Source organism: Methylobacterium sp. Ger2507, assembly GCF_055231875.1.
Window position 1 is genome coordinate 3,562,147 of record NZ_JBUYVC010000001.1, and the last position, 25,791, is coordinate 3,587,937.

A 25,791-nucleotide genomic window follows, 5' to 3' on the forward strand; every position below is an offset into this window, starting at 1 on the left:
AGATCCACGCATGATGATGCCGAGCCTGGTGGAGCACGCGGACGCTAGCGGCGTCGCTCTGTTCGCGATGGTGAACCCTCTGCCCAAGGATGGCAGCGCCCCGGAGTGGGTCACCGTGTTTCCGAAAACCGGCCGGGTCGAAACCAGGGATGCGCGCGCCTTCGATGTGTCGGCCGCAACCCTGATAGCGGCCTTCCACGAGGATGGCATCTCGATCCCGGTGGATGTGAACCACGCCACGGATGCTGCGGGCTTGTTCGGCGGCCCGGCGCCGGCCGTTGGCTGGGGCACCGAGCTGCGGGAGCATCAGGGCGGTCTTCAGATCAAGGTCGATTGGCTCGATGAAGGTCGGGCGCTCCTGAAGGCGCGCCAGTACCTCTACACCTCGCCGAGCTTCTTCCAGACGGATGGGAGCGCAACCCGCCTGAAGGCCCTCGCGCTCGTCACCTCACCCGCGCTGGCGCGACAGCCGGCGCTGGCTCGGACGGGAGGCGGACCTGCCACTGGAGCGCTGCAGGCTATGGCGATCGCACTCGGCTTGAGTGAAGCGGCGACGGAAGCCGAGTGCCTTGCGGCCGTGCGCACAATGAGGGCCGAGCAGGTGCCGAAGGCCGAGCACGAGGCGGTTCTTGCTCAGCTCGGTGCCCTTCAAACCACCAACAACCAGGCCGCCATTGAGACGCTTCTTGAAGAGGCGTTGAAGGCGAAGAAAATCGTGCCGGCGGAGCGGGACGGTTACGCCGCCCTCTGCACCACGCCGGCCGGCTTCGAGCAGGTCCAGCAGCTCTTCGCGCGTAAGACGCCGCTGCTGCGCCCATCAGGCCTGGAAGGCCGTCCGCTCTCAGGCATCCCGGATGGTTCCGAGACGCCACAGACGCTTGCTGCGCGTGCCACCCGCTACCGCGATCAGCAGATCAGATCCGGTGCCACGCTCTCGATCGCCGACGCCATTGAGTTCGCCGCTGCAAACCCGAACGCCGGCCGCTGAACACCGGCTCATCCCTCTCCAGCTCGAAAGCCTCACAGCATGACCAATCGCCCCTTTCCCGTTGATCCGGTGCTGACCGCCCTTTCCATCGCCTACAGCAACTCCGGGGTGCGCCTCATCGCCGATGAAGTGCTGCCTCGCCTGCCAGTCGGCGGCGAGAAGTTCGGCTGGATGCGCCATCCGATCGAGCAGGGTTTCACCTTTCCTCATACGCAGGTCGGCCGCCGAGGCCGCGTGGAGCGCGTCGAGTTCTCCGGCACGCGAGAGGTCAGCGAAGTCAGGGATTATGGCTTGGAGGATGCGATCCCGATCTCGGACATTAACGAGGCTGCGGCGATGCGCAGTCGCGGCCTGGGGACTTTCAATCCCGTCACGACGGCGACCGAACTGTTGACCAGCCTCATCCAGACGGACCGGGAAGTTCGTGTGGCAGCGCTGATCCAGGCTCCCGGCAGCTACTCGCCAGCCCGACGCCTAGTCCTCAGCGGGTCGGATCGCTTTTCCGACTACGATGGCTCCGACCCGATCGGGGTGCTGAAGGAGAGCTTCAACAGCACGCTGATCTTCCGCCCCAACACGATGGTGATGAGCCGAGAGACCTGGTCCATCCTGTCGTCGCACCCTCACATCGTGAACGCCTGCAAGGGCAACGTCACCGGCCGCGGCATCGTCTCGGTGGAGGAGTTCATCCGGCTCTTCTCAGGCGAGGGGCTGACAAAGCTTCTGATCGGGGAGGGCTTCGTCAACACGGCTCGCCCTGGTCAGGCCCCGGTCATCGAGCGGGTCTGGGGCAAGTCGATATCACTGCTATTCATCAACCCGGAAGCGCGGCCCGAGAGCGGCGCCACGTTCGGCATGACGGCTCAGTATGGGACCCGCATCGCCGGCTCCTGGGAAGACAAAAACATCGGTTTGGAAGGCGGCACCGTCATGCGGGTAGGCGAGCGCGTACGCGAAATTATCACCGCGCCAGATGTTGGTTATCTGATCCAGAATGCCACCTAAGTCCAAGCTCTAAACGGACCTAAGGAGCGAGATTGCGCCTCGGTACCATTGCTGGGTCCGTTCTCGGCCTTAGCCCAGGGATTGTGGCGAGCTTTAGGGGCGAATACGCGCGAGTAGGGCTCGATCGGCATCGTGGAGCAAGAGTTGGTCATCAAGATTATCAAGCAGATCAAAGTCGGTGATGTAGGACATAAACTTGCTACCCATGCCGACTGTAGCATTGTAAAACATTAGGGCTAATTCGGCGTCAGACAACTGAGCGCGTATTACCCTCGCGTAAGTCATTTTCACATCGGCAGGAGCCATTCCAGCTTCAGCCGGGCATTTTTCGTCCAGAAATTTTATAATATTGAATAACATTCTGAAATAATGACCAAGTAAGTGTCGATTGTTATCGTATACATCTGCATAAACATAAGGCATTCTTTGATGATCTGTAGGGTAATTTGGCGGAGGGCTGTTGTAATGTCGTGAAAGCTTCTTAAGGATTTCAGCAAATGCTGCCCTTCCACTGGCAGCTTTGCCGTTGCCATCAATCACTGTGATTGAATTCACAACGTCGTTGTGCAGGCTTAGCATTTGGAAAAGCGTGGCTTCGAAATTCTGCTTTGCGATCGCCAACAGTTGGGTTTCAAGCGCATCGGCCTGTCGTCTAATCTCAATCCTGGTCTCTTCCAATTCTTTTCGTTGGAGAGAAATAGTTATCAGTACGCCAATGAATGTCAGAAAGGTGAGGAGTGGATTGGTGAATCCTCCAAAGAAGTCGGCTCTTTGTCCTAGCATTGCGACGGCGGCTGCATCATTGCTATACAAATGATACATAAGTCCCAAAACGCCGACGATAACTATCGCAGCGAGTCCGAAAAGCCCAAATAGTGCCCTGTTCATTAAATTTTCCATTTGGTTTGAAAATAATCATCACTACTTGATGAAGGCGCTTATCTTCACGAGGAAATAGCTGGAGCTCAGCGTCGCTCCTAAACAAGATCCGATCATTCCTCTCGAATGCTAATTTAGGCTCAATTGAGATCATATTCTACGCCTCAATCAAGCGAGGCAATCACATCTAGAGACGCGTCGACCAAGCCATAATCGACCACTTTCCACCCGCTGCAGCCTCCGCGAGGAGACACGAAGGTTCTCGAAGTTAACATTAGAGGGGGGCAGCTTTGATGATCGATGAGCATTTTATCACCATGGCTGGGGAGGAGCCGATCCTTCCACGGTTTCCCGTTTCCGTCATCGCTTTCGGCATACCAAGCGTGCTGATCCCAGAGGCCGAATATCTGGCAATGCTACAACGCTCCGCCGCTTTCGAGCGTACCGGCCGCCTCAGCCAACTCGACAAAGACCCAGAGGTTCGAGCGTTCATTCTGGACCGCCTCGGCACCGATGACATGGATCGCATCCGCGAAGCTGCAATCGAGCGGTTCGGCTCGGAGCGTGTTCCTTCACGCTCCGCCGTCAATCGAGTGATCGTGCGGACCAGAACTCGTGATGGTGCGTCTGGCAAAAAGCGACCCGCCTGAACCCGCAGGTTCCCGCCTAATCCCGGAATTCCCCCGCCAGTTTTCTCTCCCCGTCGCCAGATAGCGATGACAGGTACAGAACCCGGGTCCGGGACGGTTATCCGGCCGCTGTCCGGTCCGAGATCCGGCGCCCTGGTCCCGGCACCCTGGTCTACGCCGCCGTACCGTCCGGGTCGTCCCGGGCGAGGGCGTTTCAGGCAACCGGTTCGAGCGCCCTGCCCCGCGCCGTGCCGAAGCGCGCGAAGCGTAAGCTCAAGGTCGGCAGGATCAGGAGGTTGAGCACCGTCGAGGTGGCGAGGCCGCCGAGGATGACGATGGCCATCGGACCCTCGATCTCGCGGCCGGGCTCGCCGGCCCCCAGCGCTAGGGGCAGGAGGCCGAGGCCGGTGACCAGGGACGTCATCAGGATCGGCACCATCCGGTCGGCGGCCCCGAGCACCGCGGTGTCCCGGTTCCAGGCCTGCCCCTCCTCCACCACGAGGTGCTCGTAATGGGCGATCATCATGATGGTGTTGCGCAGGGAGATCCCGAACAGGGTGACGAAGCCGACGATCGAGCCGAGCGACAGGACGGCGCCGGTGGCGAAGACGGCCAGCACCCCGCCCACGAAGGCAAAGGGCAGGTTGACCAGCACCAGCATCAGGTTGCGCAGGCTTCCCGTGACGATGGCCAGCAGCAGCACGATGCCGAGGCCGGCCAGCCCCGAATAGACCAGGAGGTCGCGCCTGGCCCGCGCCTGCGCCTCGGCCGAGCCGGCGAAGCTCACGTAGGTGCCGGGGGGCAGGGCCACCTCGCGGGCGATCTTGCGCTTGGCATCCGCGACGAAGCCGGCGACGTCGCGGCCCGTGACGTTGGCGGTGACCGCCTGGACCCGCTGCGCGCCCTCATGCTGCACCTGGTAGCGACCGGAGGTCTCGTAGATGTCCGCCACCTGGGCGAGGCGCACCACCCGGCCGCCGGAGCCGCGCAGGGGCAGGTCGCTCAAGGACGAGAGCCGGCCGCGCGTGGCCGAATCGAGGATGACCAGGACGTTGAACACCGCGTTGCCCGCATAGGTCTGGCCGACGATGTCGCCCTGGTAGGCGGTGCGCACCACTTCCATCACCTCGACGGCCGAGAGCCCCCAGTGGCGCAGGTCGTTGGGCCGCAGGCCGACATTGACCTGGGGGAGGCCGGCGGGAGAACTCTGCTGGATATCCGCCGCGCCCCGCACCTCGGCGAGTTCGCGGGCGATGTCGCGGGCGGCCGTCTCGATCGCCCCGAGATCGTTTCCGAAGACGTTGATCACCACCGGGGCGGTGAAGCCCGAGACCGTTTCCTCGATGCGCTCGGTGAGGAAGGTCTTGAGCGAGAAGGCGGCGCCGGGAAAGCCCGCCATCACGGCCCGGATGCGGGCCTCGGCCGCCCCCTGCCCCGCCCCGTCGAGGCCGGGTTCGAGGTCGATGTGGATCTCGCTGTAATGGGTGCCGGCGGTGTCCTGGCCGGCTTCGGCCCGACCGATCTGCGACGCCACCGCCCGGATGCCCGGGATCGCCTTCAGTTCGGCGGTGATGCGGCTGCCGAGCCGCATGGATTCCTGCAGCGCGGTGCCGGGTGCGGCCGCCAGGTGCAGGATCAGGTGGCCCTCCTTGAGATCGGGCAGGAAGGTCGAGCCGAAGAACGGCACGACCGCGGCGCCCGACAGGGTGACGAGGAGGCCGCAGGCGATGACGAGGCGCGGGAAGCGATCGATCCGGGTCAGCAGGCGGGCATAGCTGCGCCGCGCGACGCGCATCACCGGCGGATCGCGCGTATCGGCCTCGCGGCGCCCGGTGAGCAAGCCCATCGCCAGCGCCGGGGTCACCGTGAGGGCGACGGCGAGCGAGGCCACCACCGCGAGGATGTAGGCGAGGCTCAGGGGGCCGAACAGCCGGCCGGCGATGCCGGAGAGCGCGAGCACCGGCAGGAACACCAGCAGCACCGCGATCGTGGCGTAAGCGACCGCCGTACGCACCTCCAGGATGGCGTCGAGGACCACCCTCCCCTCGGGCCGCGGGCCGCCGAGGCGGCGGTTCTCGCGCAGGCGCCGGACCACGTTCTCGACGCCGATCACCGCGTCGTCCACCACCTCGCCGATGGCGATGGCGAGACCGCCCAGCGTCATGGTGTTGAGGCTCTCGCCGAGCGCCTGGAGCGCCACCACGGCGGCGATGAGCGAGAGCGGGATCGCCAGCGCCGAGATCACGGCGGTGCGCCAGTCGTACAGGAAGACGAACAGCACCACGACCACCAGGATGCCGCCGAGCCCGAGGGCCTGGAGCACGTTGCCGTTGGCGATGGTGATGAAGTTGGCCGGGCGGAACAGGTCGGCGTGCAGGGTCACGCCGTCGCGCGCCAGGGAAGGGCGCAGGTCCTCCAGGGCCGCCTCGACCCGGGCGGTGACCGCCCGGGTGTTGGCGCCGTACTGAGCGCCCACCATGAGGAGCACGCCGGGCCGGCCGTCGACCAGGGCGGCGGAGATCGCCGGCTCGCCGGTGGCGACCACGGTGGCGACGTCGGCCAGGGTCACGCTGGCCCCGCCCTCGTTGATCAGCACGGTGCGGGAGACCGCCTCGGGGCTCAGCGACTGGCCGTCGGTCTGGAGGGCGATGCGCTGGTTCGGGGTATCGACGAAGCCGGCGCCGCGCACGCCCGTGGCCTTGCGCGCGGCGGCGAGCACGTCGTTGACCCCGATGTTGAAGCGCACGAGGTCGTTCGGGCGGATCTGCACCTGCAGCGAGCGCACCGCACCGCCGTAGACCGAGACTTGGCTGACGCCCGGCACGGCGAGCAGGCGCAGGCGGACCGTCCAGTCGGCGAGCGTCCGGAGGTCCATGTCGGAGCGCGTCTGCGTGGTCAGGCCGACCAGCAGCACCGTGCTGGTGGCGGAGGTGAGCGCCGTCATCGCCGGCGGCAGCACCCCTTGCGGCAGGCGGCCGGCCAGGGCGGTCAGCCGCTCGGTGACGAGCTGGCGCACCCGATAGACGTCGCTGCCGGCCCCGAAGGTCACGGTGATCACCGACAGCCCCTGGATCGAACTCGAGCGCAGGGAGACCACCCCCGGCAGGCCGTTGACCGCCACCTCCACCGGCTGGGTCACCAGCACCTCGACCTGCTCGGGGTTGAGGCCGGGGGCCTCGGTCTGGATCACCACGGAGGGGGGCGCGAATTCCGGGAAGACGTCGTACTGGGCATCCGCCAGCACCACGAAGCCGTAGGCGGCCAGCGCCAGGCTGAGCGCCAGGACGATGCCGCGAAAGCGCACCGCGAAGGCGACCAGCGCCGCCTGGGGGCCGCGGGGGCCTTCGGGGCCGGAACCCGGCGCCTCAATCGTCATCGACACCGCCCGAGACCTGCAGCTGGCTCTTCATCTCCTCGGACAGGAGCGCCTGCGCCCCCGAGAGCACGATCTCGGTGCCGCCGGGCAGATCCTCCACCACGTAGGCGTCGGCCGACATCGGCGTGTCGGCCTTCAGCCGGTGGCGGGCGAAGGCGTCGGGGCCGACCGCCCGGTAGATCCAGGCCGCCCCCTGCCAGTGCACCACCGCGTCCTCAGGCACGCTCAGGCCCGTGACGCTGCGGTCGGCCGCCAGGAAGGCCAGCATGCTCATGCCGGGCAGGAAGCCGCTGTCGCCCGGCACGGTGTAGAAGAAACTCAGGCCCTGGATGCGCGGGTCCGTGCGGGTGGCGGGCGAGACGTAGGCCAGGGCCACCCGGGCGCTCTGGGGCGGCACCTCGGCGAAGGCCGCGGCCGGCGGCCCCTTCAGCGACTCCCCCGGCGGCAGGGTGACCTGGACCAGGAAGTCGGTCCGCTCGATCAGCCGGGTGACGATGGCCGAGCGCTCGACGATGGCCCGGCCGATCACCGGTCCCCATTCCTGCTGGGCGGTGGCCGAGAGGGTGCGCACCTGCGATTCCGCGGCCGCCAGCGCCGCCTGGTCGGTCTGGGCGGTGCCCCCGGCCGCCTCGACCTGCACGGTGGTGGCATAGGGGCCAAGGGTCCTGGCCCGCTGCAGGGCGCTGCGCGAGACGTCCGCACGGGCCTGGGCGGTCTGGAGCGCGGCCCGGGCGCTGGCATAGGCATTGGTCAGGTCGGTGACCCGGGCGAGGTCGAGGACGCTGCCGTAGGCCTGCAACTCCTCCCGGTGGGCGGCCAGGGGACGGGCCTCGGTGACGAGGCCGATGCGGGCGCGCTCGGCGGCCGAGAGGCGCACCACGGTGCGGCCCTCCTCCACGGCGGTGCGCTGGGCCGGCAGGTGCGCGGGCTTCTCCGGCCCGGGGCGGGCCTGGAGGGCTTCGAGACGCTCGCGCAGCTCGCCGAGGAGGAGGACGCCCTGCGGCGAGACGGCGAGGCCGCCGAGACCGACCGCCAGGACGCCGACGAGGAGGAGGGATCGCCACGTCACCGGATGTCTCGCCCTCCCCCCTTGATCCGCGGTCGTATCGCCGCTGTGTTCCGCCCGGCATAACGGTGTTCACCCGCAGAGGGAATCGGCCTGCCGATCGATACCGGGGGATGGGTTCGGGCGCGGTTCCTCGCTTGGCTGCGGTTTCTCACTTGGCCCCGGTTCCTCGTTTGGCTCCGGCTGTGGCCCCTGTTGATCACGGGGCGGCGGCCGCGGACGGATTTCGATGGCGGCGTTGCGCCGGACGGCCTGTCCCCGCGCGGCGGGGCGGGCTATCCCCCGGTCGCCGGCCGTGAGCCCGGTCGAGCCCAGGGAGATCCGCCCCATGTGCGTCCCGGAGACGCCCGCCGGACGCGCGGCCGAGCCCGCGGCCACGGCCTACCCGCTCCTCGTGTTCACGATGCTGCTCTGGGGCGGCAACGTGGTGGCGAGCAAGTGGGCGGCCGGCGAGGTCTCGCCCCAGGTGCTCACCTGCCTGCGCTGGGCCTTCGCCTGCCTCGCCCTGGCGTTGCCGGCCCGGGCCGGGCTCAAGGCGGAGTGGGGCCAGCTCAAACCCCACTGGCGTTCCGTGCTGCTGATGGGGGCCTGCGGCTACACCCTCTATGCCAGCCTGTTCTACGCCGCCGGCCTGTTCACCACCGGCATCAACATCGCCCTGTTCCAGGGGGCGATCCCCGTCCTGGTCATCCTCATCAATTACGGCGTCCACCGGGTGACGGTGACGGGCGCACAGGTCCTCGGCGTCGCCGTCACCCTGGCGGGCGCCGTGGTGGCGGCCACCCACGGCGACTGGCGGGTGCTGGCGACCTTCGCGTTCAACCGGGGCGACGTGCTGATGCTCCTCGCCTGCCTGCTCTATGCCGGCTACACCGTGGCGCTCGCCGGGAGGCCCAAGGTCTCGGGCCTGAGCTTCTTCACGGCGGTGGCGCTCTCCGCCCTCGTGACCTCCCTGCCGCCGCTCGCCGCCGAATGGGCCCTCGGCCACACCATCTGGCCGACGCCGAAGGGCTGGGCCATCGTGCTGTTCGTGGCGCTCGGCCCCTCGCTCCTCGCGCAGCTCGCCTTCATGCGCGGCGTCGAGCTGATCGGCCCGAACCGGGCCGGCCTGTTCGTCAACCTCGTGCCGATCTTCGGGGCCGGGCTCGCCATCCTGCTCGTGGGGGAGCCGTTCCGCTGGCACGAGGGCCTGGCGCTCGCCCTCGTCATCGGCGGCATCGCGATCGCGGAGCGGGTGGGGCGGCGGCGCTTGCGGTGAGGCGCCGGCATGCCCGCTGAGGGACGCCGTTAGAGGTCACCGAGGAACTGCGCGATCTGGTTCCGGTCTCTGAGGTGCACGACGGGGTTCGGGGCGACCCAGCGTGCCAATTCCGCATCCACACGGCCGCGCTGGGCGGCATCGAAGCGCCACGCATAGCGAACAAGATTGATCGCGTTGCGAATGTCGCCTTCCGCGCATCCCGCCGGCAGATCGGGTCTGGCCTTGAGCCGTGCGCTCCTGATCAGGATGCGAATGGCGCAGGTCAGACGAGGGGTTTCAAGCCAGATATTGAGGTCAGAGACAGGAACGCGCAGGTCGAACGTTCGGTTCGAATAGTTGCCTTCACAAATCCAAGTCTCGCCGCTCAGGGCGCTGGCGACGCGCCGCCGAAAAAGATCCGCATCAGCCTGTCGCCAGCCCGGCTCCCAAAACAGCTGGTCGAGATGAACGACCGGAATCTGCAAGCGTTCACCGATCAAGCGCGCGAACGTGGACTTACCGCTGCCGGAATTGCCTAGGACGTTGATCCGCTTCATCGGCTGACGATCCAGTCCTATGGCCGCAGACCCAACATCGTCCTCGACGATCGCTAATGAGGCAACGACAGCGTGTTGTCAGACCGTTTGCACGCTCGGCCTGTATTTCCATCAGCGGGATGTTCTTGGGGTGAAGAGGTATTACCCACCCCCGCCCGCCGGCCGGCGCAGCTCGAACCGATTCTCCGATTCCGCCGTGAAGTAGTCGAAATAGCCACCGCGCAGGAGCGGCCGCATGGCGCCGGTGTCGACGAGGCCATCGCGGATGAAGCGGTCGTCGATGTAGATCGAGACCACCTGCCCGATCACCAGGAAGTGGGAGGCGTCGCTGCCGTCGAGCGGCGTGAGCGGCACGGTCTGCAGCCACTTGCACTCCAGGGCGGCCGGCGATTCGGCGACCCGGGGCGGACGCACCTTTCGCGATGGCGCCGGGGTCAGGCCCGCGAAGGTGAATTCGCTCTCCCCGCGGGGCAGGGGCGCCGAGGTGGCGTTCACCGCTTCGCGCAGGTCGTAGGTCGCAAGGTTGCAGACAAACTCGCCGCCCTCCTCCGCGAAGGTCATGGCGTCCTTGCGCCCGGACGAGGAGAACATGACCATGTCGGGGCCGGCCGCCACCGCGTTGAAGTACGAGTAGGGCGCGAGGTTCACCGCGCCGTCGCGGTTCATCGCGCTGATCCAGCCGATGGGGCGCGGGGCCACCAGGGCCTTCAGCGGGTTGTGGGGCAGGCCCTTGGTCTCAGCGTCGTAATGCATGGCTGCGCCCTCAGAGCCGGGTGACGATGTCGGCGAGCGCCGGCCGGGGCCGGTCGGGCGGCACCTCCTGCGGGCGGCCGATATGGATGAAGCCGGCGAGCCGCTCGCGGGGCTCCAGGCCGAGAACGTCGAGGATGCGGCGGTCGTAGGCGAACCACTCGGTCAGCCAGGCCGTGGCGAAGCCCGCGGCGTTGGCGGCGACCACGAGGTTCATCGAGACCGCACCCGCCGACAGCACCTGCTCCCATTCGGGAATCTTGATGTGCGGACCGGCCCGCGACACCACCGCCACCACCAGGGGGGCGAGCGCGAGGCGGTTGCGCTCGAGGTCGAGGCGGACGGCGTCGGCCTCCGGATGGTCGGCGGCGTAGGCCTCGGCGATGGTGGCGCCGATGCGGGTGCGGGCCTCGCCCGCGATCACCAGGAAGCGCCAGGGCGCCAGCTTGCCATGGTCCGGCACCCGCGACGCGAGGGTGAGGATCGTGTCCAGTTCGGCCGGATTCGGGCCGGGCTCCTCCAGGCGGAGCGGCGGAACCGAGCGACGGGTGCGCAGGAGATCGAGGGTGGCGTTCATGGGACCCTTGTGGTGAAATCCGCCGGACGGAACGGGGGCCACGGGGCGGGGCCGCCGCGCACACGCGATTCTGGCCTTGCCGCCGCCATCTTGGCCCCGCCATGGTCCGGCGCCGGGCGCGACGCCTCATGACGGATCGAGAGATGGCGCCGCTCGGCGCGAGATTCGAGACATGGCGCCTCGGCGCCGGATTGGCAACGCCGCGCCGGGCGCGGAGGAGTAACGGATGGTACGGGCTGGAAACCGGTGGGGTCTTCTGAGCGGCGCCCTCCTGATCGTCGCCGCGCTGCCCGCCGGCGCCCAGGACGGCAACGCCTTTCACAACCGCATCGGGCCCAACCTCCCCTCCCCCTCGATGTCGGACCCGTCCGTGCCACCGCTGCCCGAGATGGCGAGCGCGGCCCTGAACCTGACGGCGGTGTTCGCCGGTGGCGACAAGCCTCTGCGCTCGGGGCTGGCCTGGCGCATCTACGAGGACCGGCCGGACGGGGCCAAGCCCGGCATCGTCGCCCGCTCCGAGGCGGCCGAGCCGAGTTTCACCCTGCCGCCCGGCAGTTACGTCGCCACCGTCACCTACGGCTATGCCAGCGCCTCGCGCCGCATCGCGATGGCGGGCCAGCCCGTCGCCGAACAGCTCAAGGTCAGCGCCGGGGCACTGAGGCTGTCCGGCGCCATCGGTGACGTGAAGCTCAGCGCCGACCAGCTCGCCTTCTCGGTCTTCGTGCCGATCGGGACGAATTCCGAGGGGCGCCTCGTGCGCAGCGGCGTCAAGGCCGGGGAACTCCTGCGCCTGCCCGAGGGCACCTACCACGTGGTCTCGACCTATGGCGGCTCGAACGCGATCCAGCGCGCCGACCTCAAGGTGGAGAACGGCAAGGTCACGGACGCCACCCTCAACCACCGGGCCGCCACCCTGACCCTGAAGCTGGTGGCGGCCGAGGGCGCCGAGGCCTTCGCCGGCACCGCCTTCAGCGTGCTGACGCCGGGCGGCGACACCATCCGCGAGGCCATCGGCGCCTTCCCGCAGGTGACCCTGGCGGAGGGCGACTACGTCCTGATCGCCCGCCACGACGGGCAGGTCTACACCCGCGAGTTCAAGGTCGAGAGCGGCCTGAACCGCGACGTCGAGGTCCTCGCCAAAGCCGGCTGAAGCGAAACGTCCGGAGGGACAGCGCACGGATGACGCGACTGGCGATCGGCGCCCTCACCCTGCTCCTGGCAATGAGTCCGGCCCGCGCCGAGGTCACGGACGGCTCCGACCGGGAGATCGGTCCGGACATCACCGGCCGGGTGATGGCGCTGCTCGGCCAGGGGCTGAAGCATCCCGCCGCCGCCCGCTACAGCGGGCTTCGCGCCGGTCGCGCGGGGGCTGTCTGCGGCGCGGTCGACACCCCCAACCGCATGGGCAACCCGGTCGGACCCCGCCGCTTCGTCGCCGACCTCGCGGCGGGCATCGCCGGTATCGTTCCGGACGGGCCGGAACTGCGCAATCCGGCGACGCCGCAGGATTACGCGGCCATGCAGCGCATCCTGGCCCTCTACGCGGCCAATTGCGCCACCTGATCCGGGCCTCTCCGGACAACGTGGGCCGGAGGGAGCCGGACAGACTTCCGAGGCTTTCGTTTGTCGTGTCGGGATAACCGGTTGCCCCTGATCCCTGACAAACGCTACGGCGTCGGCGCCTCGCCGTGCTGGGCGTCGAGGGCGACGTTCGCGCTCGGCACGGTCTCGGCCACCGCATCCGCCCGGATGCGGTCCGGCGCGGTCGCCTCCGCCACCAGGGCCGCCAGGGTCTCGTCGAGGCCGCCGGTGCGGGTGTGCTGGCTGCCCAGGCGCCGCACCGAGACCGTGCGCTCCTCGCCCTCCTTGCGGCCGACGACGAGCATCACCGGCACCTTGGCCAGCGAATGCTCGCGGACCTTGTAGTTGATCTTCTCGTTGCGCAGGTCCGCCTCCACCCGCAGGCCCAGACGGGTCGCGGCGGCGACCACCTCGCGGGCGTAGGGGTCGGCGTCCCCCGTGATGGTGGCGACCACCACCTGCACGGGCGCCAGCCAGAGCGGGAAATGCCCGGCGAAATGCTCGATCAGAATTCCGGTGAAGCGCTCCAGGGAGCCGCAGATGGCGCGGTGGACCATGACCGGGGGCTTCTTGCCGCTCTCGGCATCGACGTAGAAGGCGCCGAAGCGCTCCGGCAGGTTGAAGTCGACTTGCGTCGTGCCGCATTGCCAGTCGCGCCCGATGGCGTCGCGCAGCACGTATTCGAATTTCGGCCCGTAGAAGGCGCCCTCCCCCGGGTTGATCGCGGTCCTGATCCGGCCGCCGGACTGCTCCTCGATCTGAGAGAGGACGCGCGTCATCACCTCCTCGGCATGGTCCCAGAGCGCGTCCGAGCCGACCCGCTTCTCCGGCCGGGTCGAGAGCTTCACCACGATCTCGCCGAAGCCGAAATCGGCATAGGTGGAGAGGATCAGGTCGTTGATCTTCAGGCACTCGTCGGCGAGCTGGTCCTCGGTGCAGAAGATGTGGGCGTCGTCCTGGGTGAAGCCGCGCACCCGCATCAGGCCGTGCATGGCGCCCGAGGGCTCGTAGCGGTGGACCACGCCGAACTCGGCCATGCGTAAGGGAAGGTCGCGGTAGGATTTCAGGCCGTGCTTGAAGATCATCACGTGGCCGGGGCAGTTCATGGGCTTGAGCGCGAACCAGCGCTTGTCCTCGGCCTCGTCGCCGGCGCTCTGGGCCGCGAACATGTTTTCACGATACCAGCCCCAGTGGCCGGAGGTCTCCCACAGGGCCTTGTCGAGGATCTGGGGAGCGTTGACCTCCTGGTAGTCGCCGCGCAGGCGCCGGCGCATGTAGGCGATCAGCTCCTGGAACACGGTCCAGCCCTTGGCGTGCCAGAACACGACGCCCGGCCCCTCCTCCTGGAAGTGGAACAGGTCCATCTCCCGCCCCAGGCGCCGGTGGTCGCGGCGCTCGGCCTCCTCCAGGCGGTGCAGGTAGGCGTCGAGGTCTTCCTTCGAGGCCCAGGCGGTGCCGTAGATGCGGGTCAGCATCGGGTTGTTGGAATCGCCCCGCCAGTAGGCGCCCGCCACCTTCATCAGCTTGAAGGCGGTGCCGACCTTGCCGGTCGAGGTCATGTGCGGGCCGCGGCAGAGGTCGAACCAATCGCCCTGGCGGTAGACCTTGAGGTCCTCGCCGGGCGGGATCGCGTCCACGAGTTCGACCTTGTAGGCCTCGCCCTTCTCGGCGAAGAGCGCGCGGATGTCGTCGCGCTTCCAGACCTCCTTGGTGAAGGGGGCGTCGCGCGCGATGAGCTCGCGCATCTTCGCCTCGATCTTCGGAAAATCCTCGGGCGTGAACGGCTCGTCCCGGGCGAAGTCGTAGTAGAACCCGTTCTCGATCACCGGCCCGATGGTGACCTGCGTGCCCGGCCACAGGGCCTGCACCGCCTCCGCCAGCACGTGGGCGCAATCGTGCCGGATCAGCTCGAGGCTGCGCGCGTCGGTGCGGTCGAGGAACTCGATGCGGGCGTCCTGCGCGATGAGGTCGTCGAGGTCGCGCACGGTGCCGTCGAGCGCCATGGCGACGGTGCGCTTGGCCAGGGATTTGGCGATGCCCTCGACGACGGCGCGGCCGGTGATCGCGGCCTCGTAGCTGCGGGTGTTGCCGTCGGGGAAGGTCAGGGTCGGCATGGCCGAAGGCTCCTTGGAAGGCTCACTCCTGCGTACGCGGCAGGTAAGCGGGGCATGGCTGGTGGGGAGATGGCTGGTGGAGAGATGGCTGATGGGGGGATGGCAGCGGGATCGGGCAAGCGGGATCGGGGAAGCAGGTTCTGGGCGGGCCCCGTAAGGTGCGCCGCGTCGGGCCGTTTAGACCTATTCCGGGCGTGAAGGAACGCGAATTCGCGCGTCCGGGAGCACGAGACCCCGACAGGACCGCCAGGCCGGGCCGGCGCCGGCCCGCACGGCTCCCGTCCCGGTCGCTGACAATCGCCAGCGATCCTCAATCACCCGTGCGGTGTCGTGCGGGCCGATCAATTGACAAAGCCCGCTTGCGCCGACTTCTGCTGACGGATGGCCTTCCGTTAAGCGCGGTCGAGACCAGCAACGAAATCCAGAAAATCAGACAAGAGCCGGCCCCTCGGGGCAAAAAGGGCTTTCGCCGGGAGACACGTTCATGCCGAGCCCCGTACCGACGGCGCACCCCGAGGGCGTTGCGATCACCACGACGGCCCACCTGCCGGGGGTCCAGACCGGGACACGATTCTGGCCGCAGGGCTGGTGGCGTCTCGTCGACCTGCAGATCGGCATCATCCCGCTGCCGGTCTACCTCATCCTGGTGGCGCTGCTCTGGGTGCTGACCTCGGAGGGCGAGATCAAGGCCGACGCGCCGACGATGATCGCCGTTCTGGTCCTCGGCGGCTTCACCTGCGCGGAGATCGGCAAGCGCCTGCCGGTCCTGCGCCAGATCGGGGCGGGGGCGATCTTCGCCACCTTCATCCCGTCGGCGCTGGTCTATTACCAACTGATCCCGGGCTCGATCGTCAAGGCGATCACCGACTTCACCAAGTTCACCAACTTCCTCTATCTCTATATCGCGGCGATCATCGTCGGCAGCATCCTGGGCATGGACCGGACGGTGCTGATCAAGGGCTTCCTCAAGATCTTCGTCCCCCTCGGGCTCGGGTCCCTGGCGGCGGGCTGCGTCGGCACGCTCGTGGGCACCCTGCTGGGGCTCGGGGCGCACCACACCTTCTTCTTCATCGTGGTGCCCATCATGGCCGGCGGCGTCGGCGAGGGCGCGATCCCGCTCTCCATCGGCTACGGCAACATCCTCGGCCTGCCCGAGGGCGACGTCTTCGCGCAGGTGCTGCCGGTCGTGATGCTGGGCAGCCTCACGGCGATCATCCTGGCCGGCACCCTCAACTGGGTGGGCAAGCGCAAGCCGCATCTCACCGGCGAGGGCCGCCTGCAACCCGACACCGAGAACGACATGCAGGCGCGGGCGCCCGTGGAGACCGGCCCCATCGACGCCGCCACGGTGGCGGCGGCCGGCCTCACGGCGGTGACGCTCTACCTGCTCGGCGTGATGTGCCACCACCTCACCGGCCTGCCCGCCCCCGTGGCGATGCTGTTCCTGGCCGTGCTGGCCAAGCTCGCCAGCGCGGTCTCGCCCCGGCTCCAGGCCGGTGGCTTCATCGTCTACAAATTCGTGCAGGTCGGCATGACCTACCCGCTGCTCTTCGCCATCGGCGTCTCGCTGACGCCCTGGGACAAGCTGGTGGCGGCCTTCACGATTCCGAACCTCATCACCATCGTGGCCACCGTCGTCACCCTGATGGGAACGGGCTACCTCGTCGGTCGCCGCCTCGGCATGTATCCGATCGAGACCGCGATCGTGAACGCCTGCCACAGCGGCCAGGGCGGCACCGGCGACGTGGCGATCCTCACCGCCGCCAACCGCATGGCGCTGATGCCCTTCGCCCAGATCGCCACCCGCATCGGCGGCGCCCTCACGGTGACGGGGACGCTGGTATTGCTGAAGTGGATCACGAAGGTCGGGTAGGCACGGCCTCCTCCCCGATCGCCTCGCAGGCGAACGGCGAGGGCGGCGCGTTCACGCCGCGCCAGCGGCCGTAGCGCCACGGGGTCAATCCGGTGGCGCGCGCCGGCAGGGACTCCGGCACCAGGTCGATGCCGTGGGTGCCGAGGGGACCGCAGCGGCAGATACGGGCGAACCCGATCCAGCCGCCTGCCCAGAGCCCGTGCCGCTGGATCGCCTCGTCGCTGTAGGTCGAGCACGAGGGCCAGTGCCGGCACTGGCGGCCGATCAGGCTCGACAGGGTGAGCTGATAGGCGCGGATCGCCCCGTGGGCGACGCGGCGGAGCCGCATGCTATTCGGCCGCCACCGCGCCGGCCTCGATCCGGTCGAGGGCCTCGACCACCGCGTCGAAGGTCAGCAGCGTCGAGGCGTGGCGAGCCTTGAAGTCGCGCACCGGCTCCAGCACGGCGAAGTCGGCCCAGGGGCCGCCGGGCGCGGGGCCGCCCTCCTTGAGCATCCGCCGCATCGCGGCGCGGACCTCGCGTAGCTCCTCCGCCCGCGCCCCGACCACGTGGCGGGCCATCAGCGAGGACGAGGCCTGGCCGAGAGCGCAGGCCTTCACCTCGTGCGCGAAGTCGGTGACCGTGCCGTCCCGCACCGCGAGGTCCACCGTGACGGTGGAGCCGCAGAGCTTCGAATGCGCGGTGGCGCTGGCATCCGGAGCGTCCAGGCGGCCGAGACGCGGGATATCGGCGGCCAGTTCGAGAATGCGACGGTTGTAGATGTCGTCGAGCATGGAATTTCGATCCTCTGGCCGTTCCGCCGGGACGACCGGGCGCGAAGCCGGCTTCCAATCCCGGAGATCTGATCCGCTCGGCCTGCATTGCGCGACGGCGCGATAACGACGATATAGGCCCCCACGCACCGTTTCGCGAGGAGGCGGCTCGTCGACCCGGGGCGCGCCCACGGCCAGGGTCGCGCCACGACAGGCGGCACCGTCCGGGCATCGGTCCATCTTACCCGACGGCCCATGGTTCGACGATGTACGCAAAGCCTGACAGCCACCCGATGACGACCCGGATCGCCCGGGCGGAAGATGCCATGGATGCCGCGCTCAAGTCCCTTTCCTACCGCCTGACCGAGACGGAGGAATCCGGGATGGAACCGACCCGCCAGAACGGCGCCCTCAACGCCATGCGCAACGACAACGCGCGCGGCCAGGCCCCTGCGCCCGAACCCGCTCCCGAGATCGCGCCCCTGCCCGCCTCCGCCCAGCGGGTGCCCGACGCCATCGCCACCGGCCGTCCGAGCCGCGAAGAGGCCGAGGCCGCCGTGCGCACGCTGCTGCGCTGGGCCGGCGACGACCCGAACCGCGAGGGCCTGCGCGACACCCCGGCCCGGGTGGCGAAGGCCTATGGCCAGATCTTCGGCGGCTACGCCCAGGATGCCGACGCGCTCCTCGAGCGGGTCTTCGAGGAGGTTGAGGGCTATTCGGACATCGTTCTGGTGCGCGACATCCCGTTCTATTCCCATTGCGAGCACCACATGGTGCCCTTCATGGGGCTGGCGCACATCGCCTATTACCCGACCAAGGGCGTGGTCGGCCTGTCGAAGCTCGCCCGCGTGGTCGACACCTTCGCCCGCCGCCTGCAGACCCAGGAGACCATGACGGCGCAGATCGCCGACGTGATCGAGAGCATCCTCAAACCCCGCGGCATCGCCGTGATGGTCGAGGCCGAGCATCTCTGCATGGCGATGCGCGGCGTCCAGAAGGCCGGCGTCTCCACCATCACCACCCAATTCCGGGGCGCCTTCCGCAACGATGCCAACGAGCAGGTGCGCTTCCTCACCCTCGTGCGCAACAAGTCCTGAGCCGATCCTTATGACCTCTTCCGTCCCCAGAACGAGCGCCTTCCCGAACCCGGGCGCCCGGGCCGAGGTCGAGGAAGGGGCCGTCTTCACCCCCCGGTTCGACGCCCACGGCCTCGTCTCCTGCATCGCCGTCGATGCCACCGACGGGCAGGTGCTGATGCTCGCCCACATGAACGCCGAAGCGCTGGCCAGGACCCTGGAGACCGGCGAGGCCTGGTACTGGTCGCGTTCGCGCGGCGAACTCTGGCACAAGGGCGCTACCAGTGGGCAGGTCCAGCGCATCGTCGAGATGCGGGTCGATTGCGACCAGGATGCCGTGCTGATTCGCGTCGATGTCGGGGGGGATGGCGGCTGCTGCCACACTGGCCGGCGCGCCTGTTTCTATCGCCGCGTCGATCACGATCCGGTGACCGGACAGGGTGTCCTGAGCCCCGCCGACACCTGAGCCCGACGCGGTTTCTTGGACGCGGTTTCTTGGACGCGGTTTGTTCGACGAGGTTCCTGCCCGGCATGATCCCGCCTCGAAACGTCCTGGCTCGCCTGCGCACATCCTGCCGAATCCTGTGTCGATGATGTGGGATGGCCTCTCCCCGGGGCGCTCGGCCCAGGTCGAGGTCCAGCGGATCGCGCCGGCACGCCCGCGCTTTCCCCCCGGTGCCGTCGAGCCCGTGACCCCGCCGCAGGCTCCGGGGCCGCGCATCGGCCTCGCGCTCGGCGGCGGATCGGCCCGGGGCTGGTCGCAGATCGGGGTGATCGAGGTGCTGGAGGAGGCCGGCATCCACCCGGTCGTGGTGGCGGGCTGCTCCATCGGCGCCGTGGTGGGCGGCTGCTACGCGGCGGGCCAGCTCGGCCTTCTCAAGAGCTTCGCCCTGTCGCTGACCCGGCGCAGCGTCATGGGGCTGCTCGATCTCCGGCTCCGCTCCGGCCTCATCGCGGGCGACCGCCTGAGACGGCGCCTCCAGCACGACCTCGCCGACCGTCGCATCGAGGGGCTTCCGATCCGTTTCGCCAGCGTGGCCACCGACCTCGACAGCGGCGAGGAGGTCTGGCTCACCCGGGGCTGTCTGGTGGAGGCCCTGCGGGCCTCCTATGCCCTGCCGGGCATCTTCCCGCCGGTGCGCTGCGGCGGCCGGCTCCTCCTCGACGGGACGCTGGTCAATCCGGTTCCGGTGAGCATCGCGCGGGCGCTCGGGGCCGATCTGGTGATCTGCGTCAACCTCCACGGCGACCCGCGCTCCGGTGACCCGCGGGATGCGGTCCCAGCCCGGATCGCGGCCGAGCCTGTCGTCGCGCCCGCCCCGCGCCGGCCGCGGCGCTGGGGCCTGCGCCGTCCGGGACCGCGCGCCCAGACCGCCGGAGCCCAGATCGCCGGAGTCCAGACTGCCGGAGCCGAGGCCCCCGGGTCGGCGCACGGCCTCGCCACGCCCGGCATGGCGCGGGTGATGCTCGATGCCTTCAACATCACGCAGGACCGGATCTCGCGGGCGCGCCTCGCCGGCGATCCGCCCGACATCGCCATCGTGCCGCGTCTGGCGGAGATGGGCCTGTTCGAGTTTCATCGCGCGGCCGAGGGAATCGCCCTCGGCCGCGAGGCGGCGCGCGCCGCCCTGCCGCAGATCCGCAGCCTCGTGGCGGCGGCGGCCGCCCGGACCTGACCGGCCTCGGGGCTCCGGGGCAGGCCTGGAAATTACGCCCGGAAATCAGGCCCGGAAATCAGGCCCGGAAATCAGGCCCGGAAATCAGGCCCGGAAATCAGGCCCGGAAATCAGGCCCGGAAATCAGGCCCGGAAATCAGGCCCGGAAATCAGGCCCGGAAATCAGGCCCGGAAATCAGGCCCGGAAATCAGGCCCGGAAATCAGGCCCGGAAATCAGGCCCGGAAATCAGGCCCGGAAATCAGGCCCGGAAATCAGGCCCGGAAATCAGGCCCGGAAATCAGGCCCGGAAATCAGGCCCGGAAATCAGGCCCGGAAATCAGGCCCGGAAATCAGGCCCGGAAATCAGGCCCGGAAATCAGGCCCGGAAATCAGGCCCGGAAATCAGGCCCGGAAATCAGGCCCGGAAATCAGGCCCGGAAATCAGGCCCGGAAATCAGGCCCGGAAATCAGGCCCGGAAATCAGGCCCGGAAATCAGGCCCGGAAATCAGGCCCGGAAATCAGGCCCGGAAATCAGGCCCGGAAATCAGGCCCGGAAATCAGGCCATGGTGATGTAGTCGCGCATCGCCTGGTGTTCGGCCTCGACGGCCTCGATCCGGCGCTTGACCACGTCGCCGATGGAGATGAGCCCGGCTAGGCGCCCCTCCTCGACCACGGGCACGTGGCGGAAGCGGCCCTCGGTCATGAGATGCATGACCTCCTCGATGCTGCAGGCGCGGGTGCAGGTGGTGACGTCGGCGGTCATGTGCTCGGAGACCAGGGCGTCCAGGGCGTTGGCGCCCTTGGCGGCGAGCGCCCGCATGATGTCGCGCTCGGAGAGGATGCCGCGTACGGCCCCATCCGCATCGCTGACGACGACGGCGCCGATGCGCTTCTCGGCCAGGAGATGGATGGCCTCGTCGAGACTGCGCTGCGGCTCCACCGTCACGACGGAGCGGCCTTTCTCGGCGAGGATGCGTGCAACGGTCATAGACATGTCCTTTCCCGGAATATCCCCATGGACAGGGGGCCGGATGGGCAGGGATGCCGGGCTTGGCCTGTGCGGCAGGGTGCCCGGCTCGGTCTATGGCGATAGTGTGGCCCGCGTGCGCACTTGGCAAGATCCCGCAGGATCGAGGAGGGAAATAGCACGATAGTTCAAGGCGCCGGGGTGGTCGGGAGGGGCTGCCCTCAGCGCCGGGCGCGGTCGATCAGCGGCAGCAGGAAAAAGCCCGCGAGGAAGCCGCCGAGATGCGCGTCCCACGCGACCGACGTCGCCTCGGCCCCAAGCGGCAGGGCGATGATTCCGAACAGGAAGTTGGTGACGAGCCAGATCACCAGGAACACCACCGCGGTGCGGTTGCGCATCAGTTCCGGAATGGTCTGGAGCGGGGCGAAGGCCGGCCGCTGCCAGGGTGGGCCACCGGCATAGACGGGAGGCGGCTGGAACACGAAGCGCGCGGCTGCCGCCATCAGGGCGGAGACGCCTGCCGAAGCCCCGATCAGGGGGGCGGTGCTCAGGGGATCGAGGAGGACGTGGAGGATGCCGCCCGCCACCGCGCCGACCAGGCCGACCAGGCCGTAGCGCCAGGCCCCGTAGCGGCGGGCCACCGGCGCCCCGAAAGCGGCGAGCCAGACGGTGTTGAAGATGACATGCATCCACGAGCCGTGCAGCAGCGCGTAGGTGGCGAAGGTCCACGGCATGGCGGCGGGGTCCGCCACCACGTAACGGGCGAAGGCCTGCCGCGCCTCGACCACGTCGGGGTCTCCCGCCAGGGTCGAGGCCGCCCGGAGGAGATCCTCGGCCCGGGCCGGATCGAGGGCCACGCTCCAGCGGCCCGGGATCAGCGCGAGGTCGATCAGCGCCGCGATGTCCCAGGTGTCCGGCAATACGAACTCCCGCAGGGCATGGATGCCCACGAGCACGCCGATCGACGTGCTGACCACGCCCGGCATGTTGAAGATCGGAACGCGGTTCTGCGGCGGCAGGTCGGGGGTGGCATCCATGCGGCCACCATGTCGGGGTCGGGTGCGGCGCGGCAAGTCCTGCAATGCCCGAAACCACCCTGCAATGCCCGAAACCGCCCTGCCCTGCCCGAAACCAGCCCCCCTGTGCTCGAAGGCCATTGTGAGGAACACGAAGGTCCGCCGGGCCGCGACCCGGACACCGGGCCTGAATTTGCCGGTGGACAACCGGGCCTGCGCATTAACCTTGATCAGAGGTTAAGGGCGCGCGTCGATCTTGATCGGCATACACTCTGCGCTGACCCGGCACAGACTCCGCGGGCAATCCCAGATTGCTCCCGAAGCCGCCCAATTCGAGAAGGTCCTTTGCCGGACCGTGCCATTGTGGGATCTCATGAAGCATCCGACCAGCCGCATGCTCCACGCCTACTGGGATCGACTGCGTCACGCGCGCGCCGCGCCGGAGCGCAGCGAGATCGAGCCCGGCGAGATCCGGAACCTGCTGGCGGACAGCCTGATCCTCGAGGTCGACATGGCCCGCGGCGCGGCCTCGGTCCGGCTGGCCGGGACCCATGTCTGCGCCCTGTTCGGACGGGAACTCAAGGGCCGGGATTTCGCCGGGCTCTGGGGCGTGCCCGACGCTGATCCCTGGCTGCTGGTGGAGGCCGTGGCCCTCGACACGGTTGGGGTGGTGGCCGGCCTGCAGGGTCTGACGGAGCGTGACGAGACCATCGATCTCGAACTGCTGCTGCTGCCCCTGCGGCACCATGGCGAGACCCAGACCCGCATCCTCGGGGCGCTCAGCCCGACCTGCGTGCCGCATTGGCTCGGGATACGGCCCCTGACCCGGATGCGCACGACCTCCCTGCGCATCCTCGGCCACGAGACCGTGCCGGCCTATCAGGATGCCAGGGCCACCCTCGACGACCTGCCCGAGCCGGCCAACGATTCCGCCCCGTTGCGGCGCGGCCATCTCCTGGTCCATCCGGGCGGACGCGCCTGATCGAGGCGGCCGGCCAGCGGCGGAAGGATAATCCGACAAAACTTTGGTAACCATCGGCAGGTAGCGTGAAGCCGCTTGAATCCTCGAAGCGAGTCGCCCCGCCATCATGATCGAGGACGTCGAACGTTCCGCCGGGCTGTCGGCCCGGGATCGACGCAGTCCGGACCTGCGTCGGCACCATCGCGTCAAGGTCTCGATACTCGGGCGCTACATGCTGGCCGACCGTCGGGAATATCCCTGCCAGACCGTCGACATGTCGCCGGGCGGGGTCAGCCTGACCTGTGCGGTCATGGGCGCGCTCGGTGAGCGCGTGGTGCTCTACCTCGAGCATGTCGGCCGGATCGAGGGGACGATCGCACGCCTGATTCCCGGGGGCTTCGCCGTCCGGCTCAACGCCACCCCGCGCAAGCGCGACAAGATCGCCTCGCAACTCACCTGGCTCGCCAACCGCGAGAACCTCGGTCTGCCCGAGGGCCGCACCCACGAGCGCCTCACGCCCCTGGTCACGGGCGTCGTCCTGCGCCTGGAGAGCGGGCGCGAGGTCGCGGCCCGGATCATCGACATCTCGATGTCAGGCGTCGCGCTCACCACCGCCAGCACCCCGGCGATCGGCGTGAGCCTGATGGTCGGGCGTACGCCCGGGCGGGTGGTGCGCCATTTCGAGGGCGGTATCGGCGTGCAGTTCATGCTGCCGATCTCGCCCGACCTGTTCCACGAGGGCCTGACGCTCTAAGATCCGCGCGCCGCCCCGTGCTGTCCCGTCCTGCTGCCTACGCCTCGGTGAGGGGCAGGCTGCGGCTGTTCGGGCTCCAGGACAGGTCCGGCGTCGTCGCGAAGAGGCGCTTGTGGGCGAGGGCCGCATAGGTATCGGTCATGCCGGCGATGTAGTCGGCGACCCGGCGGGCGATGCGACCCGGCTCCGCCTCCGCCAACCCGGCCGACCATTCCTCCGGCATCGCGCCGGGCTCGGCCGTGAAGCGCGCGAACAGGTCGGCCACGATGATGTTGGCCTTGGCCCGCACCGCGAGCACGCCGGGGTGGCGGTACATCCGCGCGAACAGGAAGGTCTTGATCGCCGCGTCCGCCTCCGCGATCGCCTCCGAGAAGGCGATGACCGGCGCCTGCGCCGCCCGGATGTCGCCCACCGAGGACGGATTGAGGGCGTCGATGCGCCGGGTGCTCTCGGCGATCACGTCCTCGACGAAGCGGGTGATGACCCGCCGCGCCAGCTCGTGAATCTTTCGCGAGGACTCGAGGTTTGGATGGAGGCGGTCGATCTCGGTCAGCAGGTCGCTTAGGAACGGCACCTCGGCGAGGTCCGCGAGATCGAACAGGCCGGCGCGCAGGCCGTCGTCGAGGTCGTGGCTGTCGTAGGCGATGTCGTCGGCGAGCGCCGCCGCCTGCGCCTCGGGGCCGGCGAAGCGCGCCAGTTCGAGGTCGTTGAGGGCGTTGTACTCGAGGATCGCCGCCGGGATGCCGCGGCCGATCCAGCGTCGGGTCGGCCGGCCATCCGGCTCCAGCAGGGGGCCGTTGTGCTTGACCAGGCCCTCCAGGGTCTCCCAGGCGAGGTTGAGCCCGTCGAAGCCGGCGTAGCGCCGCTCCAGCCGCGTGACGATGCGCAGGGCCTGGGCGTTGTGGTCGAAGCCGCCATGGTCCGCCATGCAGGCGTCCAGGCTGTCCTCCCCGGTATGGCCGAAGCAGGTGTGGCCGAGGTCGTGACTCAGGGCCAGCGCCTCGGCGAGATCCTCGTCGAGGCCGAGCGCCCGGGCCAGGGCCCGAGCGATCTGGCTCACCTCCAGGGTGTGGGTCAGGCGCGTCCGGTAATGGTCGCCCTCGTGATGGACGAAGACCTGGGTCTTGTGCTTGAGGCGCCGGAAGGCCGAGGAATGGATGATCCGGTCGCGGTCGCGCTGGAAATCGCTGCGCGTCGGGGAGATCGCCTCCGGGATCAGGCGCCCGCGCGTGGCCGCCGGGTCGGTGGCATAGGGCGCGCGCCAGCGCTCGCCACGCCGCTGCGGCGCCTCATCACGCCGTTGGGGCGCCTCGCCCTGCCCTGTCGAATCCGCCTGCATCACGCTCCGTCGCTCCGCATCCGGTGTCCTGACGTCCCGCCGCGTTGCAGCATCAGGGTCCCCGGCATATCTTGTATCGCATAGCAGTTGTTCCAACGTCGTCCGGGCCACGATCGGCCTGGGCGGCCGGCGGATCTCGAGACCACCCCGCGAGAACACCCCGATGGCCGACATCACCCTGACGCCCCGCGCCGCCAAGCGCATCAACGAGATCATGGGCGCCGAGCCGCCCGGCGCCTCCCTGCGGATCAGCGTGAACGGCGGCGGCTGCTCGGGCTTCTCCTACGCCTTCGACATCGAGAAGGCGCGGGCTGCCGACGATATCGCCATCGAGCGCGACGGTGCCACCGTCCTCGTCGACCCGATGTCGCTGGAATACATGAGCGGCGCGACCATCGATTTCGTGAACGACCTGATCGGGCAATCCTTTAAGATCGAGAATCCCCAGGCCACCGCCTCCTGTGGCTGCGGAACCTCGTTCTCCCTGTGAATGAGGTGCGGTCCCCGCGTGGGGCCGCCCCGCGATTGCCTCCCGCGTGAAACTGCGGCACGGGAGAGGCCCTCTCTCCGACGCCTCCGGGCTCCTCTCCCGGAACGCGATCCTTCGAAGCGCCTCTTCGCCAGCGATCCGG

General features: G+C 68.6%; 25 protein-coding genes. 13 read left to right on the forward strand and 12 right to left on the reverse strand.

Annotated features, from left to right (window positions below):
- Positions 1-13 precede the first annotated feature (13 nt).
- Together ACV7NL_RS16395 and ACV7NL_RS16400 are read left to right on the forward strand one after the other, a co-directional pair.
- On the forward strand, positions 14-988 hold the full coding sequence (locus tag ACV7NL_RS16395) for a phage protease (protein WP_463356245.1): 975 nt from the start codon (positions 14-16) through the stop codon (positions 986-988).
- 39 nt (positions 989-1,027) lie between these two features.
- Positions 1,028-1,993: a capsid protein gene (locus ACV7NL_RS16400; protein WP_463356246.1), complete on the forward strand. Its 966-nt coding sequence runs from the start codon at positions 1,028-1,030 to the stop codon at positions 1,991-1,993.
- 93 nt (positions 1,994-2,086) lie between these two features.
- Here the strand turns inward: ACV7NL_RS16400 and ACV7NL_RS16405 are convergent, their stop codons facing one another.
- Positions 2,087-2,881 (reverse strand): putative phage abortive infection protein, encoded by a 795-nt coding sequence (locus ACV7NL_RS16405; protein ID WP_463356247.1) that lies wholly within the window; start codon positions 2,879-2,881, stop codon positions 2,087-2,089.
- A gap of 284 nt (positions 2,882-3,165) precedes the next feature.
- On the opposite strand from ACV7NL_RS16405, the gene ACV7NL_RS16410 reads away from it, so the two are divergent.
- Positions 3,166-3,522 carry a hypothetical protein gene (locus tag ACV7NL_RS16410; RefSeq protein WP_463356248.1) on the forward strand — a complete coding sequence of 119 codons (357 nt, stop codon included), beginning with the start codon at positions 3,166-3,168 and terminating at the stop codon, positions 3,520-3,522.
- Between the two features lie 193 nt (positions 3,523-3,715).
- Here the strand turns inward: ACV7NL_RS16410 and ACV7NL_RS16415 are convergent, their stop codons facing one another.
- Both ACV7NL_RS16415 and ACV7NL_RS16420 read right to left on the reverse strand, forming a co-directional pair.
- Positions 3,716-6,877, reverse strand: a complete 3,162-nt coding sequence (locus ACV7NL_RS16415; protein ID WP_463357146.1) for an efflux RND transporter permease subunit — start codon at positions 6,875-6,877, stop codon at positions 3,716-3,718.
- Entirely contained in the window at positions 6,867-7,946 is a 1,080-nt protein-coding gene (locus ACV7NL_RS16420; RefSeq protein ID WP_463356249.1) for an efflux RND transporter periplasmic adaptor subunit, read from the reverse strand. The genes ACV7NL_RS16415 and ACV7NL_RS16420 overlap by 11 nt, the downstream gene beginning before the upstream one ends.
- Positions 7,947-8,271: 325 nt before the next feature.
- Here ACV7NL_RS16420 and ACV7NL_RS16425 point away from each other — a divergent pair, with 325 nt between their 5' ends.
- The gene (locus ACV7NL_RS16425) at positions 8,272-9,201 is read left to right on the forward strand and encodes a DMT family transporter (RefSeq protein ID WP_056185503.1); all 930 of its coding nucleotides are present in this window, start codon (positions 8,272-8,274) and stop codon (positions 9,199-9,201) included.
- Between the two features lie 29 nt (positions 9,202-9,230).
- Here ACV7NL_RS16425 and ACV7NL_RS16430 read toward each other — a convergent pair whose 3' ends face one another.
- The 3 genes from ACV7NL_RS16430 to ACV7NL_RS16440 form a co-directional block, all read right to left on the reverse strand.
- Positions 9,231-9,740 (reverse strand): P-loop NTPase family protein, encoded by a 510-nt coding sequence (locus tag ACV7NL_RS16430; protein ID WP_463356250.1) that lies wholly within the window; start codon positions 9,738-9,740, stop codon positions 9,231-9,233.
- Positions 9,741-9,881: 141 nt separating this feature from the next.
- Entirely contained in the window at positions 9,882-10,493 is a 612-nt protein-coding gene (locus ACV7NL_RS16435) for a flavin reductase family protein (protein ID WP_463356251.1), read from the reverse strand.
- Between the two features lie 10 nt (positions 10,494-10,503).
- Positions 10,504-11,067 (reverse strand): nitroreductase family protein, encoded by a 564-nt coding sequence (locus ACV7NL_RS16440; protein WP_056185493.1) that lies wholly within the window; start codon positions 11,065-11,067, stop codon positions 10,504-10,506.
- A gap of 226 nt (positions 11,068-11,293) precedes the next feature.
- Between ACV7NL_RS16440 and ACV7NL_RS16445 the strand changes: the two genes are divergently transcribed.
- The gene (locus tag ACV7NL_RS16445; RefSeq protein WP_056185490.1) at positions 11,294-12,217 is read left to right on the forward strand and encodes a hypothetical protein; all 924 of its coding nucleotides are present in this window, start codon (positions 11,294-11,296) and stop codon (positions 12,215-12,217) included.
- 29 nt (positions 12,218-12,246) lie between these two features.
- The gene (locus ACV7NL_RS16450) at positions 12,247-12,630 is read left to right on the forward strand and encodes a hypothetical protein (RefSeq protein ID WP_463356252.1); all 384 of its coding nucleotides are present in this window, start codon (positions 12,247-12,249) and stop codon (positions 12,628-12,630) included.
- A 104-nt stretch (positions 12,631-12,734) separates the two neighbouring features.
- Here the strand turns inward: ACV7NL_RS16450 and thrS are convergent, their stop codons facing one another.
- Positions 12,735-14,762, reverse strand: coding sequence for a threonine--tRNA ligase (thrS, locus tag ACV7NL_RS16455; RefSeq protein WP_056185484.1), 2,028 nt, complete (start codon positions 14,760-14,762; stop codon positions 12,735-12,737).
- Between the two features lie 484 nt (positions 14,763-15,246).
- On the opposite strand from thrS, the gene ACV7NL_RS16460 reads away from it, so the two are divergent.
- On the forward strand, positions 15,247-16,635 hold the full coding sequence (locus ACV7NL_RS16460) for a 2-hydroxycarboxylate transporter family protein (RefSeq protein ID WP_463356253.1): 1,389 nt from the start codon (positions 15,247-15,249) through the stop codon (positions 16,633-16,635).
- On the opposite strand, the gene yidD is transcribed toward ACV7NL_RS16460, so the two are convergent.
- Together yidD and ACV7NL_RS16470 are read right to left on the reverse strand one after the other, a co-directional pair.
- Positions 16,619-16,963, reverse strand: a complete 345-nt coding sequence (gene yidD, locus ACV7NL_RS16465) for a membrane protein insertion efficiency factor YidD (protein ID WP_463356254.1) — start codon at positions 16,961-16,963, stop codon at positions 16,619-16,621. The genes ACV7NL_RS16460 and yidD overlap by 17 nt on opposite strands.
- Position 16,964: 1 nt before the next feature.
- Positions 16,965-17,408, reverse strand: a complete 444-nt coding sequence (locus tag ACV7NL_RS16470) for an iron-sulfur cluster assembly scaffold protein (RefSeq protein WP_056185479.1) — start codon at positions 17,406-17,408, stop codon at positions 16,965-16,967.
- Positions 17,409-17,653: 245 nt separating this feature from the next.
- Between ACV7NL_RS16470 and folE the strand changes: the two genes are divergently transcribed.
- The 3 genes from folE to ACV7NL_RS16485 all read left to right on the forward strand — a co-directional run bounded on the left by folE (position 17,654) and on the right by ACV7NL_RS16485 (position 20,139).
- Entirely contained in the window at positions 17,654-18,484 is an 831-nt protein-coding gene (gene folE / locus ACV7NL_RS16475) for a GTP cyclohydrolase I FolE (RefSeq protein WP_056185477.1), read from the forward strand.
- 10 nt (positions 18,485-18,494) lie between these two features.
- Complete coding sequence (gene hisI, locus ACV7NL_RS16480; RefSeq protein WP_463356255.1) at positions 18,495-18,929, forward strand: phosphoribosyl-AMP cyclohydrolase; 435 nt, start codon at positions 18,495-18,497, stop codon at positions 18,927-18,929.
- A 124-nt stretch (positions 18,930-19,053) separates the two neighbouring features.
- Positions 19,054-20,139 carry a patatin-like phospholipase family protein gene (locus ACV7NL_RS16485; RefSeq protein WP_463356256.1) on the forward strand — a complete coding sequence of 362 codons (1,086 nt, stop codon included), beginning with the start codon at positions 19,054-19,056 and terminating at the stop codon, positions 20,137-20,139.
- 539 nt (positions 20,140-20,678) lie between these two features.
- Here ACV7NL_RS16485 and ACV7NL_RS16490 read toward each other — a convergent pair.
- Both ACV7NL_RS16490 and ACV7NL_RS16495 read right to left on the reverse strand, forming a co-directional pair.
- The gene (locus ACV7NL_RS16490) at positions 20,679-21,110 is read right to left on the reverse strand and encodes a CBS domain-containing protein (RefSeq protein WP_056185470.1); all 432 of its coding nucleotides are present in this window, start codon (positions 21,108-21,110) and stop codon (positions 20,679-20,681) included.
- Between the two features lie 200 nt (positions 21,111-21,310).
- The gene (locus ACV7NL_RS16495) at positions 21,311-22,126 is read right to left on the reverse strand and encodes a rhomboid family intramembrane serine protease (RefSeq protein ID WP_463356257.1); all 816 of its coding nucleotides are present in this window, start codon (positions 22,124-22,126) and stop codon (positions 21,311-21,313) included.
- Positions 22,127-22,478: 352 nt separating this feature from the next.
- Between ACV7NL_RS16495 and ACV7NL_RS16500 the strand changes: the two genes are divergently transcribed.
- Complete coding sequence (locus tag ACV7NL_RS16500) at positions 22,479-23,087, forward strand: PAS domain-containing protein (protein WP_056487098.1); 609 nt, start codon at positions 22,479-22,481, stop codon at positions 23,085-23,087.
- 106 nt (positions 23,088-23,193) lie between these two features.
- Positions 23,194-23,820 carry a PilZ domain-containing protein gene (locus ACV7NL_RS16505; RefSeq protein ID WP_056185462.1) on the forward strand — a complete coding sequence of 209 codons (627 nt, stop codon included), beginning with the start codon at positions 23,194-23,196 and terminating at the stop codon, positions 23,818-23,820.
- A 37-nt stretch (positions 23,821-23,857) separates the two neighbouring features.
- Here the strand turns inward: ACV7NL_RS16505 and ACV7NL_RS16510 are convergent, their stop codons facing one another.
- Complete coding sequence (locus ACV7NL_RS16510; RefSeq protein WP_463357147.1) at positions 23,858-25,159, reverse strand: deoxyguanosinetriphosphate triphosphohydrolase; 1,302 nt, start codon at positions 25,157-25,159, stop codon at positions 23,858-23,860.
- Positions 25,160-25,322: 163 nt separating this feature from the next.
- On the opposite strand from ACV7NL_RS16510, the gene erpA reads away from it, so the two are divergent.
- Positions 25,323-25,649 (forward strand): iron-sulfur cluster insertion protein ErpA, encoded by a 327-nt coding sequence (gene erpA, locus ACV7NL_RS16515; RefSeq protein WP_056185457.1) that lies wholly within the window; start codon positions 25,323-25,325, stop codon positions 25,647-25,649.
- Positions 25,650-25,791 lie beyond the last annotated feature (142 nt).

Excerpts from the sequence above, each read along its gene's own strand:
- ACV7NL_RS16430 (WP_463356250.1), bottom strand. The coding sequence starts at position 9,740 with ATGAAGCGGATCAACGTCCTAGGCAATTCCGGCAGCGGTAAGTCCACG.
- ACV7NL_RS16460 (WP_463356253.1), top strand. The coding sequence starts at position 15,247 with ATGCCGAGCCCCGTACCGACGGCGCACCCCGAGGGCGTTGCGATCACC.
- ACV7NL_RS16450 (WP_463356252.1), top strand. The coding sequence starts at position 12,247 with ATGACGCGACTGGCGATCGGCGCCCTCACCCTGCTCCTGGCAATGAGT.
- yidD (WP_463356254.1), bottom strand. The coding sequence starts at position 16,963 with ATGCGGCTCCGCCGCGTCGCCCACGGGGCGATCCGCGCCTATCAGCTC.
- ACV7NL_RS16445 (WP_056185490.1), top strand. The coding sequence starts at position 11,294 with ATGGTACGGGCTGGAAACCGGTGGGGTCTTCTGAGCGGCGCCCTCCTG.
- ACV7NL_RS16470 (WP_056185479.1), bottom strand. The coding sequence starts at position 17,408 with ATGCTCGACGACATCTACAACCGTCGCATTCTCGAACTGGCCGCCGAT.
- ACV7NL_RS16425 (WP_056185503.1), top strand. The coding sequence starts at position 8,272 with ATGTGCGTCCCGGAGACGCCCGCCGGACGCGCGGCCGAGCCCGCGGCC.
- ACV7NL_RS16395 (WP_463356245.1), top strand. The coding sequence starts at position 14 with ATGATGCCGAGCCTGGTGGAGCACGCGGACGCTAGCGGCGTCGCTCTG.
- ACV7NL_RS16400 (WP_463356246.1), top strand. The coding sequence starts at position 1,028 with ATGACCAATCGCCCCTTTCCCGTTGATCCGGTGCTGACCGCCCTTTCC.
- ACV7NL_RS16415 (WP_463357146.1), bottom strand. The coding sequence starts at position 6,877 with ATGACGATTGAGGCGCCGGGTTCCGGCCCCGAAGGCCCCCGCGGCCCC.
- ACV7NL_RS16490 (WP_056185470.1), bottom strand. The coding sequence starts at position 21,110 with ATGACCGTTGCACGCATCCTCGCCGAGAAAGGCCGCTCCGTCGTGACG.
- ACV7NL_RS16440 (WP_056185493.1), bottom strand. The coding sequence starts at position 11,067 with ATGAACGCCACCCTCGATCTCCTGCGCACCCGTCGCTCGGTTCCGCCG.
- ACV7NL_RS16485 (WP_463356256.1), top strand. The coding sequence starts at position 19,054 with ATGATGTGGGATGGCCTCTCCCCGGGGCGCTCGGCCCAGGTCGAGGTC.
- ACV7NL_RS16505 (WP_056185462.1), top strand. The coding sequence starts at position 23,194 with ATGATCGAGGACGTCGAACGTTCCGCCGGGCTGTCGGCCCGGGATCGA.
- folE (WP_056185477.1), top strand. The coding sequence starts at position 17,654 with ATGTACGCAAAGCCTGACAGCCACCCGATGACGACCCGGATCGCCCGG.
- ACV7NL_RS16495 (WP_463356257.1), bottom strand. The coding sequence starts at position 22,126 with ATGGATGCCACCCCCGACCTGCCGCCGCAGAACCGCGTTCCGATCTTC.
- thrS (WP_056185484.1), bottom strand. The coding sequence starts at position 14,762 with ATGCCGACCCTGACCTTCCCCGACGGCAACACCCGCAGCTACGAGGCC.
- erpA (WP_056185457.1), top strand. The coding sequence starts at position 25,323 with ATGGCCGACATCACCCTGACGCCCCGCGCCGCCAAGCGCATCAACGAG.
- hisI (WP_463356255.1), top strand. The coding sequence starts at position 18,495 with ATGACCTCTTCCGTCCCCAGAACGAGCGCCTTCCCGAACCCGGGCGCC.
- ACV7NL_RS16435 (WP_463356251.1), bottom strand. The coding sequence starts at position 10,493 with ATGCATTACGACGCTGAGACCAAGGGCCTGCCCCACAACCCGCTGAAG.
- ACV7NL_RS16510 (WP_463357147.1), bottom strand. The coding sequence starts at position 25,159 with ATGCAGGCGGATTCGACAGGGCAGGGCGAGGCGCCCCAACGGCGTGAT.
- ACV7NL_RS16500 (WP_056487098.1), top strand. The coding sequence starts at position 22,479 with ATGAAGCATCCGACCAGCCGCATGCTCCACGCCTACTGGGATCGACTG.
- ACV7NL_RS16405 (WP_463356247.1), bottom strand. The coding sequence starts at position 2,881 with ATGAACAGGGCACTATTTGGGCTTTTCGGACTCGCTGCGATAGTTATC.
- ACV7NL_RS16410 (WP_463356248.1), top strand. The coding sequence starts at position 3,166 with ATGATCGATGAGCATTTTATCACCATGGCTGGGGAGGAGCCGATCCTT.